The following is an 18,045-nucleotide window of genomic DNA, read 5'->3' on the forward strand; positions in this document are numbered from 1 at the left end:
CTTGCGCGCGGCCCGTCCGGAGGCCTTCATGAGGCAGCGTCCCGCACATCGCCGGGTTCACTTGTGGCCGCCAGGGTTTCGCGGCGTACCCATTCCATCCGCCCCTCGTGCTGTCGCAGCGTGATACCGCCGGTGCGCGGCGCCGAGGCCCGGCCCGCCACCTCGACGTCGAGGGAGATCGAATCGAGCCTGCCGCGGCCGGGGCCGAGCCCGGTGTAGGCCGCCACCCGGGTGCCGAGCCGCAGCGACGGGGCCGGCCAGCGGCCGCCGGTGACGACCAGGACGGCCCCCTTGTTCCTGGCTCGCGCGGCGATCACCCTGGCCCTGGACGGGGCGACGGCAGCGCCGCCGAGGTCGAGCAGGACCAGATCGAGCCCGTCGAGCAACACCGCGGCCACCTCCAGCGCATCCGGGCCCGGATCGGCGACGACGGCGATCCGGCCCAGCTGCGCCCCCATCTCCGCCGCGGCGAGCAAACCGAGCTTCGGCATGCCGACCACCGCCGCGTGTCCGCCGTCGGCGGTGACCGCGGCCAGCAGTCCGGCCAGCAGCGACCCGGCGCCCGCGTACGCCACCACCGACCCCTTGACCAGACCACCATCGGGCAGGAGCTCGACCAGGGCTGTCGGTACTGGCAGCGTTTGCCTGCGTACCCCCTCCGAGGTGGGCAATCGGGCGGCCGCGGATTCGCCGCGCCCCGGCACCGCCGCGATCTTGCGCCGCAGCTCCGCCAGCTCCTGCGCGGTCGCACGCCCCGGTTCCCGCGAATCCGAACCCATCACTCACCTACCTCCACGGGGACTCCTGCTCCGGCCGACTGCGCCGGAACCCGCCCGAGACCACCCGGCACCGGCCGGGCGATCGTCACGCCACGCGCACCTCGCGGCGCCCATCCGCCGAAGCAACCGTGGCTCCTCGACGGTTCAGCACCGATCCAGCTATCGATCTGTCTCGAATATACGTTCGAATGATTCCCAGTAGAAGCCCGCCCCTGAGATCCGTCAAGCGCGCACCGCGACCCCTCGCGCGACGGCCGCCGTGACCACCGTCACGACGGCGAACTCCCGGTCCGAATCCGGCCAGCTACCACGGAATTCGGCTAGTCTCGCACCATGATCGATCGTCCCCGTCCCATCGTCGGCCCGGACTATCTGGTGGCCGGCCGCTACCGCCTGCAATCGAAACTCGGCGGCGGCGGTATGGGCGCGGTCTGGCTCGCGACCGACCGGCTGCTGAACCGCGACGTCGCCATCAAGCAGGTGCTGTCCACCGCCGGGCTCGACGAGGACGAGGCGAACCGGATCCGCGAGCAGATCATCCACGAGGGCCGAGTCGCGGCCAAGCTCTCCCACGAACATGCCATCGCGGTCTACGACGTGGTGCTCGAGGCGGGTGAGCCCTGGCTGGTGATGGAGCACCTACCCTCGCGCAGCGTGGCCAAGGCGCTCGGGCTGGTCGATACGCTGCCGCCGATCGAGGTCGCGCAGATCGGCGCGCAGGTCGCCGACGCGCTGGCCGCCGCGCATGCCGTCGGCATCGTGCACCGCGACATCAAACCGGGCAATATCCTCGTCGCCGACCGCGGGCCCGGGGTGGGGATGGCCAAGCTCAGCGACTTCGGCATCTCGCGCGGCGCCGGCGAGTCCGCCGACGAACCCGACGGCGTCATCACCGGCACTCCCGCCTACCTGCCGCCGGAGGTGGCCCGCGGCGCCCGGCCGACCGAGGCCAGCGATGTGTTCTCCCTCGGCGCCACCCTCTACACCGCCATCGAGGGCCAGCCGCCGTTCGGCTTCGACGACGACAGCGACGCGATCGTCGAGCGCGCGGCCATGGCGCAGATCATTCCGCCCAGCCGCAGCGGTGTGCTCACCCAGGCGCTGCTGCACATGATGGAACCGGCGCCGCAGCGTCGCCCGACCATGGCCGAGGCCAGGGACGAAATCCTCACCGCCGCTTTTGGTCCCGGCACCGCGCCCTACATCATCGGTGCCCCGGTGCGCACCGAGGACGGCACCATCCCGGCGTGGGCGGCCCGCAATTCGGCGTCGGGTCTGCGCAGCCCGCTGTCCACCCCGCTGCCGCGCCGCACCCAACCGGCACCCGCCCCCGTCGCGCCCGCCGCACCGCAGCTGGGCACCAAGAAGTTGCCGCAGCCGAGCAACGCGCCGCTGGCGATCGCGGTCGGGATGCTGATCGGGCTGGTCATCATCATCGCCGTCATCGTCGCGCTGTTGTAGTCGAGCTCAGTCGATCCGTCTGCGGTGCGCCCAGCGAGTGAGCGCGTTGCGGTTGGACTGCTGGGTTTTGCGCAGCACGTTGGAGGCGTGGGTCTCCACCGTTTTCACCGAGATGAACAGGGTTTCGGCGATTTCGCGGTAGGTGTAGCCGCGCGCCAGCAGCCGCAGCACCTCCAGCTCACGCGGGGTCAGCGAATCCAGTTCCGGGTCCAGCGGCGGTTCCGGCGCCGGGGATTTCCCGGTGAACGAGTCGAGTACGAAACCGGCCAGCCGCGGGCTGAACACCGCGTCGCCGCCCGCGACCCGGCGGATGCCGTCGGCCAGTTCGGCGCCGGAGATGGTCTTGGTGACGTAGCCGCGCGCGCCCGCCCGGATCACCGCGATGACGTCCTCCGCGGCATCGGACACGCTCAGCGCCAGGCATACCGGGCCGTCATCGATCCCGGACAGCACCGCGACACCGCCGCCGTCGGGCATGTGCACGTCCAGCAGCACCACATCGGGGCGGGTGTTGTTGATCCCGGCCACGGCCTCGGCCACCCCGCCGGCCTCGCCGACCACCTCCATATCGGTTTCCCGGCTCAACTCCGCCCGCACCCCGGAGCGGAACACGGCGTGATCGTCGACGAGAAAGACCTTCACCGCCACCTACTTCTCCTTCACCGGACAGCCCTATCCGCCGTCACCACTGTGTCCCGGTCGCCCGCGACAGTTCCATCGGTACCACACCGCGAGCGGCGGTCAGCGCTGCTCGGCGCGCACCGCGGACCCGCTCGACTGGGTCAGCGGCTGCTCGACGACCGACTCGGCGGGTTCCTCCGGACGAGCGCCGGCGACGGTGTCGTCCTCGGCCCCGGAATCGGCCTCAGCCCCGGCCTCGGTCCCGGAATCGGTGCGCGGCATGATGATCCGCACCTCGGTGCCGCGGCCGGGCGTGGACACGATCTCCACCTGCCCGCCGCGCCGCTCCACCCGGCCGCGAATGGATTTGGCCAGCCCTTGACGGTCCGCGGGCACCGCGTCGACGTCGAAGCCCACTCCACGATCGCGCACGAACACGCTCACCTGATGCGGTTCGGTCTCGGCGAACAGATCGATGACGGGCACGTCCGCGTGTTTGGCGGCATTCACCAGCGCCTCTCGGGCGGCGCCGAGCACCGCGGTGAAATGCTCCTTTGGCAGACCGGAGCCGGTATCGGCGATATCCATCGATACGTCGCCGACGGTCACCGGCGTCACCTTCACCCCGTGCTGGTCTTCCACCTCACCGGCAATCGTGCGCAGCGCCGCGGCCAGGCTCGACTGGGCCGGCGCGGCATCCTCGAACAGCCATCGGCGCAGTTCGCGTTCCTGGCTGCGCGCCAACCGCACCACCTCGTGCGGATCGTCGGCTTGACGCTGGATCAGCGCGAGCGTCTGCAAGACCGAATCGTGCAGGTGCGAGGCGATCTCCTCGCGTTCCTCGTTGCGGATGCGGGCCGCGCGTTCGGCGTTCAACGCCCGCATCATCCGCAGCCACAGCGGCACCGACAGCAGCCCGGCCCCCAGCAGCGTGACCGCGACGGCCAGCAGCGCCGAGCCGAGCGAACCGATATCGATCCCGGCCAGCACCACAACGGCCAGGCCGGCCACGATCAGGGTGATGCCCGCGACGATGCGTGACCAGGTCACCATCGTCGGCTTGGCGGGCAGGCCGAGCAGCGACCGCGGTCCGTCCGCGTCGTACTCGCGCCACACCAGCGCCGCACCCACCGCGACCGCGATCAGCGGGACGATGATCCGCGCCGCCGTCCCACTGAACAGCGCCGACATCGCCACCGACAACCCGAACCCGAGCAGCGCGAGCCCGATGGCCTGGCGCCGCTCCTGCCCCGACGGCCGCACATCGTCGGCGCCGCCCGGGGTGAAGATCCACAGCATCGCGTACGCGACGATCCCCGCCCCCGCGAGCGCGGACAGCAACACGAACGCCATCCGCACCTTGAACACGTCGACATCCAGGTGATCGGCGATCCCACCGGCCACCCCGCCGACGATCCGCCCACCCGAGCGCCGCACCAACCGCCCCCGCGCCCCTTCGCCGGGTTCGACCCCGCGCGCAGCATCGAACCCGCGTGAGTCGAAGGCTGGAACAGACGGATACATACTCCCGATACTGGCACGCCCCACCGACACCAGCCATCGGGAAACACCCTGAAATCCGAGTCTCGGGGCTACCTCCCGCGAATGATTCGCCCCATCGCCCCGGAATCTGTCCGGACCGGACAGAAAACACCGATTCACCTGCGGTTTTTCTCAACAACCCGGCTCAGCGACATCGGCCGGACCGGACAACCGGCGATCATCGCCCGCTGCACGCCCGTTCCGGTCCGGATGATTGCCTCTCGTTGCCCTGAACTGGCTTTTCTCGCCGAGAACGGTCCTCGGGCGATGGAACGGCCCAGGCCGCCGCCCATACGTTTCATCTGGGTCGAGAACACGGCCCGCACCGCAGCACACAGCGGTGCACCGCTCCCCTCACGGAGCGGCGGACACAGTTCGGGGAGGACACAATGATCCGCAAGTTCATGCTCGCAGGAGCCACCGCCGCCGCCGGGGCGGCCATGACCCTGGGGCCGGCCATGCCGCCCACCGCCCAGGCGGATGCCGGGACGATCCCCTCGACCGGCGTGCCCATGCTGGCACCGCACGAGAACAGCTACACCGGGCCCGAGGGGTTCCGCTTCACCGTCGGTCATACCGATCACGCGGCCCGGCCCGTCGCACCGTTGAACGCGATGCCGACCAACCGCGAGGTGTTCCTCGACAACACCTCCTACGGTCAGGTCGAGGGCGGCGGGTCGGGCACCTTGAAGGCCGGCTACTTCGTCGCGTGTGCGGTCGATCTCGAGGTGCAGTTCAGCGCCGACGCCTCGGCGGGGTTCGATGCCGGAGTGAGTGTCGGCGCCGGCGGCTCGCCCGACTCGCTGTCACCGAGCGTGAGCGCGAGCATCGGGCCGAGTATGTCGGCGGGCATCGGATTCGGCCTATCGATCACCCCGGGCAAGATCGTCGACGTCGAAGTCGGCGAGAAGGCCCTGACCCCGGGCGGCCCCGGCTACCTGGTGAGCCGCGACTTCCATCTGCTGGTACAGGGCTGCGGCGGGCCGCTCACCATCCGCGCCTACACCAAGATCACCGCCGACTCCCCCGCCGTGACCGGCAACGGGGCGGTTTTCGGTGATCCGATCGTGCTGTAGCCGACGAGGATCTCGCATGTGGAAAGGCACCGCGTTGCGCGCACGAATCGGCCGGGCACTCACCGACCGGCTAGGTTGTTCCTATGTTTGTGTCGCCCAAGCACTTCGATGGGCGCGCGTGGTGACCGGGGGCACCACGGCCGAAAGCCGGGGGGAAATCCGTTCACCACGCGCGATTTTCGCGCAGCGCTTCGCCGATCTATATGCCGCGGCGGGTAATCCGACGCTGCGCCGGGTCGCCGCCGCGGCGCAGGGCCGGATGCGCACCGCACGTGGGACAACCTCCGGTGCGGCTTCCGCGCAGCGCATCAGCGACTGGAAGGCCGGGCGGAACGTGCCTGCCCGGTTCGAATCTCTGTTGCCGGTAGTGCTCACACTGGTCGAGCTGACCAGGAAGTCCGGCCAGGACGTCGCACCGGAACTGCGCGATCCCCGTGAGTGGCAGCGGTTGTGGCAGGCCTGCACCTCATGGACTCCTGGTGAGACCGACGGCACCACCTGCCCATATCCAGGCCTGAAGGCGTATCGCAGCGCCGACCACGACCGGTTCTTCGGCCGGACCAGAGCGACCGCGGAATTGGCCGAACTCGTCCGCGCCGGAAGCGGCGTCATCGTCCTGATCGGCGCTTCCGGCGCGGGTAAATCCTCACTGCTCGCGGCCGGTCTCGTGCCCGCTCTCACCGAGTCCGGCGAATGGTCGGCGGTCACCATCACCCCGGGTACCGAACCCCTGAACAGACTGGCAGCCGCCACGGACACCGACGACGGCCCTGCCCGCCTGCTGATCGTCGACCAATTCGAGGAGCTGTTCACCGCCTGCGCCGACGAACGTGAGCGCGAATCGTTCCTGACCGAGCTGGCTGCCACTGCCGACAACGCGAGTGTCGTCATCGCCCTGCGCGCCGACTTCTACGCCCGCTGCCTCGACTACCCGGTCCTACAGGACGCGCTGGAGCACCGCAGCCACCTGCTCGGGCCGATGCGCCTGGACGAACTCGCCACGGCCATCGCGGGTCCAGCCGAACGCGCCGGGCTCAAACTCGAGCCGGGGCTGGAAGAACTCGTCATCACCGAGCTGTGCGGGCTCGGCGATCACAGCAGTAGACAGAGCTATGACCCCGGCGCACTGCCCCTGCTCTCGCATGTGATGGCAGCGGCCTGGCAGCACCGAGAGGGACAACGCCTCACCGTCGCCGGCTACCGCAAGGCGGGCGGCGTCGTCGGATCCATCGCCGACACCGCCGAACAGGCATGGAGCGAACTGTCCGACACCGAGCAAGCCGCGGCGAAACAACTCCTGCTCGGCATGGTCACCGTCGGCCAGGACTCCCGCGACACGCGCCGGATCACCGCACGCACCGAACTCCTCGCCCGCGTCACCGATACCGAAGCCGCCGACGCCGCGCTCGAACTGCTCTCCCGCACCCGCCTGATCACCATGGACGCCGATTCGGTCTACCTCACCCACGAGGTCGTCCTGAGCGCTTGGCCGCGACTGCGCGCCTGGATCGACGAGGACCGCGTCGGCTATCTGGTCCGTCAACGGCTGGAAGCGGATGCGGTGGAATGGGATACGAGCGGGCGCGATCCGTCGCTGCTGTATCGGGGAACGCGGTTGGAGACAGCGAGTGAGCAGAGCGCCGGTATGCCGCTCAGCCCGCCGGCGCGGGCGTTCGTCACCGCGGCGCTCGGTGCCCGGCAGCGCTCCCGGCGGCGTTCTTCCGCGACAAAGGTGGCACTGGCGTTGCTCTGGGTGGGGCTGCTCGTGGTCGGTATCGCGGCCTTCGCGCAGAACCGGGTCGCTACCCAGCAACGTAATGACCGGGATTTCGGCGCCGTGCTGGCCGAAGCACAGCGGTTGCGGACGATCGATCCATCCTTGGCCGCGCAGCTCTATCTGGTCGCCCATCGGATGCGGCCTGACGACGCCACAGCACGTTCACAGCTGCTTGCCACGCAAAACCTTCCGTTGGCGACGACGATCGATGCGCATCCGGTCGGGGTCGAGCAAGTCGCCTATCGACCTACCGGTGGTCTGCTCGTTTCTGTCGATTTCAAGGGTGCGACCAAGCTGTGGGACATTGCGGATCCCCTGAACCCTCGCCCGATCCCACACGGGATCGATGGAAACACCAGAGAAGTCGACTTCAGCCGCAACGGCAATCTACTGGCGACCGCGGGCACCCAACTGCGACTGTGGAATGTCGAGCGTCCGACCGAACCTCATCTGATCACGGAACTTTCGATAGGCGAAGGGAATTCGGTCGACCACGTCGCATTTCATCCCAGCGGCAAGGTACTCGTCACGACGATGATCGACCGCGCGGTGTTCTGGAGTGTGGCCGACCCCGCACACCCGAGGGAACTGCTGTCGATTCCGGTACCGAACGCCAAAACGAGCCCGCAGATCCCCCGCTTCAGCCCAGATGGACGAATGCTGGCCATATCCACCGCCGCTCTCCCCGATCGCGAAGGTGTCCAGCTCTGGGATGTCACCCAGCCCGAACAACCCACGCCCGTCGGCCCTGCGCTACCCACCCCGTCGTATGAGGCGACGGAGCTGGCCTTCAGCCCGGACAGCCGCACCCTTGCCATCGGCAGCGGCCGCGGATCCATCGACGCCGACGGAACCGACGACGCCAAGGTTCAGCTGTGGAATGTCGACAACCCAGAACGTCCGGGCCAACTCGGCACGCCGATTGTGGTCGGCCGGTCCAGCCTGCTCACCATCGCATTCAGCCTCGACGGTGCCGTCCTGGTGACCAGCACGCTCGACGAGACAAGGCGCTGGAATATCGCCAATCCAGGGCGGCCCATCCCGCTCGGTCAAACGCTGGCGATCGGCACGACCACCTGTCGACTCGAACGCAGTGCCTACACCTGTCGACCAGGGGCCGGCTCGCTGGCGTTCGACCCCGCAGGTGAGCACCTCGCCGACGGGGGCCGGGACGGCAAGATTCGTATCTGGTCGCTGCCGGCAGCCGATGTCGCAGCGCTGCCCGCGTGGGTGACATCGCCGCAGTTCAGCCAGGACGGTAGCCGTGCGCTGACCACGACGAGCAATGGTGAGCTGAGAATCTGGGATACCCGCGATCCCAGGGAACCCCGGCCGATCATGCGGCGATCGACAGGCTCGGAAGCGTGGTTCGTTTCATTGAGCCCGGATGGCAGATCGGTGATCGCGCCGACGCCGGATGGCGAATCGCTCGAGATCATCGACGTCAGCGATCCGGCCCGGGCACACACACTGGCACCATTTCCTATACCGCGCCACAGTCCGACCGGTGGCCAAATGAGCCCGGACTGGCGCCTCGCGATCATCGAAGATTTCAGCGGCACGATGCAGCTCTGGGACACCAGCGATCTCGCCCATCCGCGCGCACTCGGTACTCCGACACCAATCGATGCCAACATGTTGGGCAAGGCTTTCAATCACGACAACACCCTTCTCGCTACCTACGCTGTGGACGGCGAGGTTTGGACTCTCACGTTGTGGAATCTCGCCGATCCGGCGCATCCGACGCCGTTCGGCGAGCCGATCGAACTGGCGGTCGACGGAATCAGCGGGTTCGCGATCAGCCCCGATCAGCGCACGTTGATCGTGCAGGACTACGAGTCCATCCAACTGTGGGATATCGGCGACCCGACCAAGCCGGCGCTGATCGGGGACCCGGTCACGCTGGACGGCCTGCAGTACGGGGTGCTGGAACTGAGCCCAGATGGTCGCACGCTTGCCATCGGGTCGGACACCTCGGTGCAGTTGTGGGATATCTCCGACCGCGCACACCCGACGCGGCTGGGCGACTCGATCACGTTCCCCGATGACCGAGCCCGGCGAATCCGCTACCACCCCAGCGGGAAATTCCTCGCGGGCGTCGGCAACGACGGGGTGGTGCGCATCTGGGACCTCGATCCGCAACACGCCATCGACCGCATATGCGACGAAGCCACCCCGATGACCCCCGAACTCTGGCAACGGCACCTCCCCCAGCTCCCCTACAGCCCGCCCTGCGAGTAGATCGACTCTCCCGGCACGGATAGCTCGCCACGACCACGCGTCACCGTCCATTCGGTTCAGGAGGATTTTCAGGGTGAACCCCGATGCGCGGGGAGCGTGCCGGGGCCGACCATGGATCCCATGACGAAGACGAGCTTCGGTGAGCAGCTTCAGCAGATGTGGCGGACGCGGCCGGTGCGGTTGCCGCGGCGCGGGCCGATCGCGGGGGTGGCCGCCGGGTTCGGGCAGCGCTACAACGTCGATCCGGTGCTGGTGCGGGTGGCGTTCGTGGTGTCGACGATCTTCGGCGGCGCCGGGATCGTGCTGTATCTGATGGCCTGGCTGTTGTGCAGCGCGGAGGGCGACGAGACTTCGGCGGCGGAGTCGCTGGTCGGCAAGGGGCACAGCTCTCAGTCGCAGACCAAGACCATCGTGTTGATCGTGGCGCTGGCCATCGCGGTGAGCGCGGTCGGGCCGATCGGGGTGGGGATGGGTGGGTCCGGGGTGATCGGGCTGGCGTTCATGCTGGCGGGCTGGTGGATGCTCTACTTGCGCACCCCGCAGCCGCCCGCGCCCGAATACGGCGACACGCTCACCGGTACGGGGTATCCGGGCACCGTCTTCCCGCAGACCGCGCCGCTGTGGACCGGCGCTCCCCCATTCCCCACACCCACCTACGGCCCGTACACGCCGTACACGAAGCTGCCCGAGCAGTACGTCCCGGATCAGCCGGTGGTGCTCGACAAGGCCGCCGATGCGCCCCGGGCTGCGCAGTCCGAGGAGAACAGGTCCGAAGTGCTGAATAGCGATCGCCCCACCGAAGTCCTCACGGGCACCCAGACCACCGAGGTCCTCGACACCGGCGATTCCGCTCCGGCCAGTGGTACACCCACCACCTCGCCGGACGACGAGCCAGGCTCCACTGCCGCCGGACCCGCCGAACCGGCGAAACCGCAGCTCACCAAGGCCCTGCACCCGGAGCCGGCCACCCTGCACACCGCGGGCCGGACCCCGCCCTCCTGGGATCCGCTCGGTGTGGCGCCACTGGCCTGGGACCTGCCCGAGCCCTCGCCCGCGCGCACGGTGGTCGCGCCCGAGCCGAAGAAACCGCGCTCCCGGCTCACGCCGGTGGTGCTCGGCCTGGCGATTCTGGCCGCGGCGGGCGCGGGTGCGGCGGCCGCCTCCGGGGTGGAGTGGATGACGCCGGGCCGGATCGCCGCGGTCGCGCTCGGCGTCGTCGGTCTCGGCCTGATCCTCGGTGCGTTCCTGCGCCGCGGCTACGGGCTGCTGGTGGTGACCGCGCCGCTGGCCGGGTTCGTGGTGTTCGCCTCCATGATCGGACCCATCGACTTCGACGGCGCCACCATGGGTGAGCGGACCTGGACCCCGGCGGCGACCGCCGACCTGAAGCCGGAATACGGCGTCACGATGGGTTCGGGGACGCTGGATCTGCGCGAGATGGCGCTCACCGAGAACCGCACCGTCGACGTGTCGGTGCGGATGGGCGAGGCGATCGTGCTGGTACCTGAGAACATGAACGTCCGCGCCGACTGCACGGTGCGGATGGGCGAGGCCCTATGCCCCGAAGGTCTGGTCGGGCCCGGCGGTGACGCACCGGTGCTCGATCTCACCATCGATGTCCGAGCCGGAAGTGCGGAGGTGCGCCGTGGCTGACAACCACACCGACACCCGTCGCGGGCCGTCGTTCTCGCTGCTGATCGTCGGCCTGCTCGCGGTGGCGTTGAGCGTGTGGGCCCTGCTCGGGCCGGTGTCGTGGCCGGCGACGGGCGTGATCTCGATCGGCTGGATCGTGGTCGTGACGGCCATCGTCGTCGGCCTGGTGCTCGTGCTGTCCCCGCGTAAACACCGATAGGACAACAGAATTCGAATGGCCCGCCGGTTCCGGCGGGCTGTTCGCGTCGAACAACCCGGAACCACCCACCGCGGTTCGATCGAGACCCCGCCGCGGCACCCGATTCGACCGACAGGAGATCCGATGTCGCAGCACAGTTCCGAGCATCCCGACCCGCGCGACCAGCCGCGGATAGCGCCGGAGGAACCTCCGGTCGAGCCCGATCCCACCGCACCGGCAGGCGGAATCCCGCTCGGCCGCCTCATTCTCGGCCGGGCCTGGCCCTACCGGGTCGGCTGACTCATTCCCACTCGATGGTGCCCGGCGGCTTGCTGGTCACGTCCAGCACCACGCGGTTGACCTCGGCCACCTCGTTGGTGATCCGGGTGGAGATGCGCTCGAGCACGTCGTAGGGCAGCCGGGTCCAGTCCGCGGTCATCGCGTCCTCGCTGGAGACCGGGCGCAGCACGATCGGATGACCGTAGGTGCGACCGTCGCCCTGCACGCCGACACTGCGGACATCGGCGAGCAGCACCACCGGGCACTGCCAGATCTGGCGGTCCAGCCCGGCCGCGGTGAGTTCCTCGCGGGCGATGGCATCGGCCTGACGCAGCGTGTTCAGCCGGTCCTCGGTGACCTCGCCGACGATGCGGATGGCCAGGCCGGGGCCGGGGAACGGCTGCCGGTTGATGATCTCCTCGGGCAGGCCGAGCTCGCGACCGACCGCACGCACCTCGTCCTTGAACAGCAGCCGCAGCGGTTCGACGAGCTCGAATTCCAGATCGTCGGGCAGACCGCCGACGTTGTGGTGGGACTTGATGTTGGCCGTGCCCGCACCGCCGCCGGACTCCACCACGTCCGGGTAGAGCGTGCCCTGCACCAGGAACTCGACCTTCGGGGCGGTGCCCTCGCTCGCGGCCTGTTCGCCGACGACCTCGGAGACCGCGTCCTCGAAGGACCGGATGAATTCCCGGCCGATGATCTTGCGCTTCTCCTCCGGGTCGGTGACGCCCTTCAGCTCGCCGAGGAACTGATCCACCGCGTCGACGGTCACCAGCCGGGCGCCGGTCGCGGCGACGAAGTCCTGCTGCACCTGCTCACGCTCGCCCGAACGCAGCAGGCCATGGTCGACGAACACGCAGGTCAGCTTGTCGCCGATGGCGCGCTGTACCAGCGCACCCGCGACGGCGCTGTCCACGCCGCCGGACAGTCCGCAGATGGCGTGCCCGTCACCGACCTGCTCGCGCACCCGCTCGATCAGCGATTCGGCGATATTGGCGGGAGTCCAGGTGGCCGGAATGCCGGCGATCTCGTGCAGGAAGCGGCTGAGTACCTGCTGGCCGTGCGGGGAATGCAGCACCTCCGGGTGGTACTGCACGCCGGCCAGCCTGCGCGCCGGATGCTCGAACGCGGCCACCGGCGCACCGGCGGTGGTTCCGGTGACCTCGAAACCGGCGGGCGCGTCGGTGACGGCGTCACCGTGGCTCATCCACACCGGCTGAATGGTCGGCAGGCCGCCGTGCAGCACACCGCCGTCGATATTGAGTTCGGTGCGGCCGTACTCGCGGGTGCCGGTGTGCGCGACGGTGCCGCCGAGGGCCTGGGCCATCGCCTGGAAGCCGTAGCAGATGCCGAACACCGGCACCTCGAGGTCGAACAGCCGCGCGTCCAGCTGCGGGGCGCCCTCGGCATAGACGCTCGACGGACCACCGGACAGGATGACGGCCAGCGGCTGCTTCTCGGCGATCTCCTCGACCGAGGCGGTGTGCGGGATCACCTCGGAGTAGACACTCGCCTCGCGGACTCGACGGGCGATCAGCTGCGCGTACTGCGCACCGAAGTCGACGACGAGGACGGGTCTCTGCGAATCTGCCACTCGAACAGTTTAGAGCTCGGCCTTGCCCGCTCCGACCGCAGCCCGCGCGGCGCCGAATCGCCCGACGCGCCCCCGTACAGCTGACTATCCTCGACGTCGTGCCATTCGCCCGCGCGATCGATGCCGACATCCACTACGAGGACACCGGCGGCAACGGTCCGCTGGTGCTCCTGGCACACGAATTCTTCATGGACCGCACCATGTTCGCCGAACAGATGGACGCGCTGGCCCCGGAGTTCCGCATCGTCACCTGGGATGCGCGCGGGCACGGCCGCACCAGGGACCAGGGCCTGCCGTTCACCTACTGGACCGCCGCCAGGGACGCGCTGACCGTGCTCGACCATCTCGGCGCCGAACGCGCCGTGGTCGGCGGCACCGCACAGGGCGGGTTCACCGCGTTGCGCACCGCGCTCATCGCCCCCGAACGGGTCGCGGGATTGATCCTGATCAGCACCGAAGCACACGGCCCGACCCCCGAACAGTCAACGGCCACACAGCGTTTCCTGGCCGAGTGGTACGACGACGGCTCCCGTCCGCGCGCGGTGCAGCGCCTGGCGCACTGGCTCATCGGCGACCACGATCGGCATCGCACGGTGTGGACCGAACGCTGGCTCACCCACGACCGTCACCGCATCGAAGTCGCCGCCGGCTGCCTGCTCGGCCGCGATTCGGTGCTGGACCGGCTGTCGGAGATCAGCTGCCCGGCCCTGGTCGTGCACGCCAGTCACAGCGGCATCGCCCGTGAACGCGGCAAACTGCTCGCCGAATCGATCCCCGGATCGACCTTCGTGGAGATCGACGGCGCGCGGCTGGCGGTGACAATGACCCATCCGGATCCGGTCAATCACGCGATCCGGCAGTTCCTGCGCGGCCGCGCCGTCAGCACCGCCACCCGCCGCCGCTGAGCCGATCGGCCGCGACCGCCGAGTGTGCTACGCGCGGACGCTGAGCCCGACCTTCTGGAATTCCTTCAGGTCCGAGTACCCGGCCTTCGCCATCGAGCGGCGCAACCCGCCGACGAGGTTGAGCGAACCGAACGGGTCGTCGGACGGTCCGAACAGCACCCGCTCCAGGCTCGGCCGCACCGAGTCCTCGCCATCGCCGCCCAGCTCCCACGGATCGTCGACATGCAGCAGCGAGCCGCGCGGCACCGACGGATGCGCCGCCGCCGACGGCCAGTACCAGCCACGTCCGGGCGCCTCGGCGGCCGACGCCAGCGGCACCCCGATCATCGCCGCGTCCGCGCCGCAGGCGATGGCCTTGGCCAGCTGGCCCGAGGCGGCGATATCGCCGTCGGCGATCACGTGCACATAGCGGCCGCCGGTCTCGTCGAGGTAGTCGCGCCGGGCCGCGGCGGCATCGGCGATCGCCGTCGCCATCGGCACCCCGATGCCGAGCACCTCGCCGGTGGTGGTGGCACCCGGGTAGGAGCCGTAGCCGACGATGACACCCGCCGCGCCGGTGCGCATCAGATGCAGCGCGGTGCGGTGATCGCTCACCCCACCGGCCACCACCGGCACATCCAGTTCGGCGATGAAGGTCTTGAGGTTCAGCGGCTCACCGTCGCCGACGTGCTCGGCGGAGATGATCGTGCCGTGCACCACCAGCAGGTCGATACCGGCCTGCACCAGCGCGGGGGTCAGCGACTGCGCGTTCTGCGGGCTCACCCGCACCGCCGTCGTCACGCCTGCGGCCCGCACCTGCGCGACCGCGGCCGCCAGCAGATCCGGCTGCATCGGCGCGGCATGCAGCTCCTGCAGGAACGAGATCGCGCGCTCGTAGCCGCCCTTGGCGACCAGATCGAGCAACTGATCGATCTTGGCCGACACATCCGCGTGCCGTGCCCACAAACCCTCACCATTGATGACGCCGAGACCGCCGAGACGCCCGAGCTCGATCGCGAACTCCGGCGAGACCAGCGCGTCGGTCGGATGGGTCAGGAACGGGATCTCGAACCGGTAGGCATCCAGCTGCCACGCCAGCGACACCTGCTTGGCCGAGCGGGTGCGGCGCGACGGGACGATATCGATATCGTCCAGCTCATAGGTACGGCGGGCCGTCCGGCCCATCCCGATCTCGACCATGTCGCGCACTGCTAGCTCCTGTATTGATCGGCCGCTGGCGCGGCGTGCTCGCGGTCCTGGTGTCTCGCGCTTCTGCTGCCGCCGCGTGACTTCGGCGTGCGCAGCGGCAGCGTGAACGGGCCGCGAACCGGGGCTCCCCGAGGGCGCCCCTCCGATGTGGGGACTTGCTGCATTTCCTGCATCGCAAGCTCGCGCCCGTGGGCAGGCCACGGGCTCATATTGTGTGTGGTGGTCACGGCACAGCCGTGCCGTCACCGATACCGAACGATACCCACCGCGCCACCGTCGACGGTCGAGGGCATGCCGCTACGGCCCGGAAGAACAGGTTTCCCGGGCCGCGCCGGACAGTACCGGCGCCGGTCGTACCCGCGGGGCACGACCGGCTCGGATCAGCCGCGCCCGGTGTAGTTCGGCGCCTCGACCGTCATGGTGATGTCGTGCGGGTGGCTTTCCTTCAGCCCGGCCGCGGTGATCTGCACGAACTGGGCTTCCTGCAGCTCGGCGACGGTCTGCGAACCGGTGTAGCCCATGGCCGCGCGCAGCCCGCCGACGAGCTGGTGGATGACCTGGTTGACCGGGCCGCGGAAGGGCACCCGGCCCTCGATGCCCTCGGGGACCAGCTTGTCCTCGGCGAGCACGTCATCCTGGAAGTAGCGGTCCTTGGAGAAGGACTTCGCCTGGCCCCGGCCCTGCATGGCGCCCAGCGAACCCATGCCACGGTAGCTCTTGAACTGCTTGCCACCGACCAGGATCAGCTCACCGGGCGATTCGGCGGTACCGGCCAGCAGCGAACCGAGCATCACCGTGGACGCGCCCGCGGCGATGGCCTTGGCGATATCGCCGGAGAACTGGATGCCGCCGTCGGCGATGACCGGCACACCGGCCGGCTTGCACGCCGCGACGGCCTCCAGGATGGCGGTGATCTGCGGGGCGCCGACACCGGCGACCACGCGGGTGGTGCAGATCGAGCCGGGCCCGACACCCACCTTCACCGCGTCCGCGCCCGCCTCGACCAGCGCCTGCGCACCGGCGCGGGTGGCGATATTGCCGCCGACCACCTGGATGCGGTCGCCGACCTCGGCCTTGACCTTGGTGACCATCTGCAGCACCTGCGCCTGATGGCCGTGCGCGGTGTCGACCACCAGCACGTCGACGCCGGCGTCGGCCAGCGTCATCGCGCGCGACCAGGCGTCGTCGCCGACACCGACGGCTGCGCCGACCAGCAGCCGGCCGTCGCGGTCCTTGGTGGCGTTCGGGTACTGATCGGTCTTGACGAAGTCCTTGACGGTGATCAGGCCACGCAGCCTGCCCTCACCGTCGACGATCGGCAGCTTCTCGATCTTGTGCCTGCGCAGCAGGCCCAGCGCCGCCTCCGCGGTCACGCCCTCCTGGGCGGTGATCAGCGGCGCCTTGGTCATCACATCGGCGACCCGGCGATCCTGGTCGACTTCGAAGCGCATATCGCGGTTGGTGATGATGCCGACCAGCGCGCCGGTCTCGTCCACCACCGGCAGGCCGGAGATGCGGAACCGCGCGCACATCGCGTCCACCTCGGCCAGGGTGTCGGTCGGGCGACAGGTCACCGGGTCGGTCACCATGCCCGCCTCGGAGCGCTTGACCGTCTCCACCTGGCTCGCCTGATCGGCGACCGACAGATTGCGATGCAGTACACCCATACCGCCCGCGCGCGCCATCGCGATCGCCATCCTGGCCTCGGTGACGGTATCCATCGCCGAACTGCACAGCGGGGTACGCAGCCGGATCTCCCTGGTCAGCTGGCTCGAAGTCTCGACCGAACTGGGAATGAGATCCGACGCCGCGGGCAGCAGCAGCACATCGTCGAACGTGAGGCCGAGCATGGCGATCTTGTTCGGATCGTCACCACCCGTATGAGGGCGGACAGCGCTTCGTTCGCCCGGTACGGGATTACTCATTCGGATCGACCCCTCCTGGACGTCGACAGTGCCGCGAGGGCCGGACCGGCCGTGCGGACTGTTTCATGGGATGGACTGTGCGGATCTGACACCGCCGACGGGTGTCGGGTACACGTCGGCGGGTTTCACCTATGGTATCTGTCCGGTGGAACACGCCTCGAGTGAGGCCGCCGGGGAAACTGGCGGCGCGCATAGCTGGCGCAGACCGCCCTGTTCTGCGTACCGTGGGGATGTGCGTGACCATCTACCACCTGGCTTGCCGCCGGATCCATTCGCCGGAGACCCCTCCGACCCGTCGGCCGCGCTCGATGCCATCGAGCCGGGCGAACCGCTGGATCCTCATGAGCGCCTCGCGGTCGAGGAGGATCTCGCCGACCTCGCAGTGTATGAAGCGCTACTGGGCCATCGCGGCATCCGCGGCCTGGTCGTGAGCTGCGAGGACTGCAGGCAGGATCACTACCACGACTGGGACATGCTGCGCGCCAACCTGCTCCAGCTACTGGTCGACGGCACGGTCCGCCCGCATGAGCCGGCCTACGATCCGACCCCCGAGGCCTACGTCACCTGGGATTACTGCCGGGGCTACGCCGACGCTTCGATGAACGAGGCATTCCACGGCGACGGCTTCGACGGTTTCGACAGCTGATCGGTTCCCTCGGCCACACCGGTCCGATTGCTCGGTCCGCCACGCGAACACGCCACGCGTGCGCCAGATCATGATGTGCGGCATCTCACGCCACTTCCCGCCGTCTGGAACAACCACGGACACAAAAACACCGACCGTCTTTCGACGATCGGTTTCACCCGTCTTTGGATCCCGCTT

15 protein-coding genes are annotated in these 18,045 nt (G+C 69.1%); 8 read left to right on the forward strand and 7 right to left on the reverse strand.

Going from position 1 to position 18,045, the window contains the following annotated elements; translation table 11 throughout:
• Window positions 1-26: 26 nt before the first annotated feature.
• On the reverse strand, window positions 27-779 hold the full coding sequence (locus FEK34_RS00885) for a hypothetical protein (RefSeq protein ID WP_138445972.1): 753 nt from the start codon (window positions 777-779) through the stop codon (window positions 27-29).
• 333 nt (window positions 780-1,112) lie between these two features.
• Between FEK34_RS00885 and FEK34_RS00890 the strand changes: the two genes are divergently transcribed.
• The gene (locus FEK34_RS00890; RefSeq protein ID WP_138445973.1) at window positions 1,113-2,240 is read left to right on the forward strand and encodes a serine/threonine-protein kinase; all 1,128 of its coding nucleotides are present in this window, start codon (window positions 1,113-1,115) and stop codon (window positions 2,238-2,240) included.
• A gap of 6 nt (window positions 2,241-2,246) precedes the next feature.
• Here FEK34_RS00890 and FEK34_RS00895 read toward each other — a convergent pair whose 3' ends face one another.
• From FEK34_RS00895 to FEK34_RS00905, 3 genes are all read right to left on the reverse strand, one after another.
• A complete protein-coding gene (locus FEK34_RS00895) occupies window positions 2,247-2,882 on the reverse strand; it encodes a response regulator (RefSeq protein WP_138446342.1) in 636 nt (211 codons plus the stop codon).
• A 99-nt stretch (window positions 2,883-2,981) separates the two neighbouring features.
• Window positions 2,982-4,385: a PspC domain-containing protein gene (locus FEK34_RS00900; RefSeq protein WP_249358729.1), complete on the reverse strand. Its 1,404-nt coding sequence runs from the start codon at window positions 4,383-4,385 to the stop codon at window positions 2,982-2,984.
• Window positions 4,386-4,519: 134 nt separating this feature from the next.
• A complete protein-coding gene (locus FEK34_RS00905) occupies window positions 4,520-4,720 on the reverse strand; it encodes a hypothetical protein (protein ID WP_138445974.1) in 201 nt (66 codons plus the stop codon).
• Window positions 4,721-4,792: 72 nt separating this feature from the next.
• On the opposite strand from FEK34_RS00905, the gene FEK34_RS00910 reads away from it, so the two are divergent.
• From FEK34_RS00910 to FEK34_RS29855, 5 genes are all read left to right on the forward strand, one after another.
• Entirely contained in the window at window positions 4,793-5,479 is a 687-nt protein-coding gene (locus FEK34_RS00910; protein ID WP_138445975.1) for an MspA family porin, read from the forward strand.
• A 118-nt stretch (window positions 5,480-5,597) separates the two neighbouring features.
• Window positions 5,598-9,497: an NACHT and WD repeat domain-containing protein gene (locus tag FEK34_RS00915; RefSeq protein WP_171047991.1), complete on the forward strand. Its 3,900-nt coding sequence runs from the start codon at window positions 5,598-5,600 to the stop codon at window positions 9,495-9,497.
• Window positions 9,498-9,608: 111 nt separating this feature from the next.
• The gene (locus FEK34_RS00920) at window positions 9,609-11,150 is read left to right on the forward strand and encodes a PspC domain-containing protein (RefSeq protein WP_138445977.1); all 1,542 of its coding nucleotides are present in this window, start codon (window positions 9,609-9,611) and stop codon (window positions 11,148-11,150) included.
• Window positions 11,143-11,349, forward strand: coding sequence for a hypothetical protein (locus FEK34_RS00925; protein WP_138445978.1), 207 nt, complete (start codon window positions 11,143-11,145; stop codon window positions 11,347-11,349). Before FEK34_RS00920 ends, FEK34_RS00925 begins: the two co-directional genes overlap by 8 nt.
• A 123-nt stretch (window positions 11,350-11,472) precedes the next feature.
• Window positions 11,473-11,628: a hypothetical protein gene (locus tag FEK34_RS29855; protein ID WP_171047992.1), complete on the forward strand. Its 156-nt coding sequence runs from the start codon at window positions 11,473-11,475 to the stop codon at window positions 11,626-11,628.
• Between the two features lies 1 nt (window position 11,629).
• On the opposite strand, the gene guaA is transcribed toward FEK34_RS29855, so the two are convergent.
• Window positions 11,630-13,204 (reverse strand): glutamine-hydrolyzing GMP synthase, encoded by a 1,575-nt coding sequence (gene guaA / locus FEK34_RS00930; RefSeq protein ID WP_138445979.1) that lies wholly within the window; start codon window positions 13,202-13,204, stop codon window positions 11,630-11,632.
• A gap of 98 nt (window positions 13,205-13,302) precedes the next feature.
• On the opposite strand from guaA, the gene FEK34_RS00935 reads away from it, so the two are divergent.
• On the forward strand, window positions 13,303-14,109 hold the full coding sequence (locus FEK34_RS00935; RefSeq protein WP_138445980.1) for an alpha/beta fold hydrolase: 807 nt from the start codon (window positions 13,303-13,305) through the stop codon (window positions 14,107-14,109).
• Window positions 14,110-14,136: 27 nt separating this feature from the next.
• On the opposite strand, the gene FEK34_RS00940 is transcribed toward FEK34_RS00935, so the two are convergent.
• Window positions 14,137-15,297: a GuaB3 family IMP dehydrogenase-related protein gene (locus FEK34_RS00940; RefSeq protein ID WP_138445981.1), complete on the reverse strand. Its 1,161-nt coding sequence runs from the start codon at window positions 15,295-15,297 to the stop codon at window positions 14,137-14,139.
• 380 nt (window positions 15,298-15,677) lie between these two features.
• Window positions 15,678-17,222: an IMP dehydrogenase gene (guaB, locus tag FEK34_RS00945; RefSeq protein WP_138445982.1), complete on the reverse strand. Its 1,545-nt coding sequence runs from the start codon at window positions 17,220-17,222 to the stop codon at window positions 15,678-15,680.
• Between the two features lie 232 nt (window positions 17,223-17,454).
• Here guaB and FEK34_RS00950 point away from each other — a divergent pair, with 232 nt between their 5' ends.
• The gene (locus tag FEK34_RS00950) at window positions 17,455-17,868 is read left to right on the forward strand and encodes a DUF5319 domain-containing protein (RefSeq protein WP_036533470.1); all 414 of its coding nucleotides are present in this window, start codon (window positions 17,455-17,457) and stop codon (window positions 17,866-17,868) included.
• Window positions 17,869-18,045 lie beyond the last annotated feature (177 nt).

It is taken from the genome of Nocardia cyriacigeorgica, from assembly GCF_005863245.1.
Classification (GTDB): Bacteria; Actinomycetota; Actinomycetes; order Mycobacteriales; family Mycobacteriaceae; genus Nocardia; species Nocardia cyriacigeorgica_C.

Coding starts and splice junctions, on each gene's coding strand:
- FEK34_RS00920 (WP_138445977.1), top strand. CDS start 9,609: ATGGATCCCATGACGAAGACGAGCTTCGGTGAGCAGCTTCAGCAGATG.
- FEK34_RS00900 (WP_249358729.1), bottom strand. CDS start 4,385: ATGTATCCGTCTGTTCCAGCCTTCGACTCACGCGGGTTCGATGCTGCG.
- FEK34_RS00885 (WP_138445972.1), bottom strand. CDS start 779: ATGGGTTCGGATTCGCGGGAACCGGGGCGTGCGACCGCGCAGGAGCTG.
- guaB (WP_138445982.1), bottom strand. CDS start 17,222: ATGAGTAATCCCGTACCGGGCGAACGAAGCGCTGTCCGCCCTCATACG.
- FEK34_RS29855 (WP_171047992.1), top strand. CDS start 11,473: ATGTCGCAGCACAGTTCCGAGCATCCCGACCCGCGCGACCAGCCGCGG.
- FEK34_RS00890 (WP_138445973.1), top strand. CDS start 1,113: ATGATCGATCGTCCCCGTCCCATCGTCGGCCCGGACTATCTGGTGGCC.
- FEK34_RS00910 (WP_138445975.1), top strand. CDS start 4,793: ATGATCCGCAAGTTCATGCTCGCAGGAGCCACCGCCGCCGCCGGGGCG.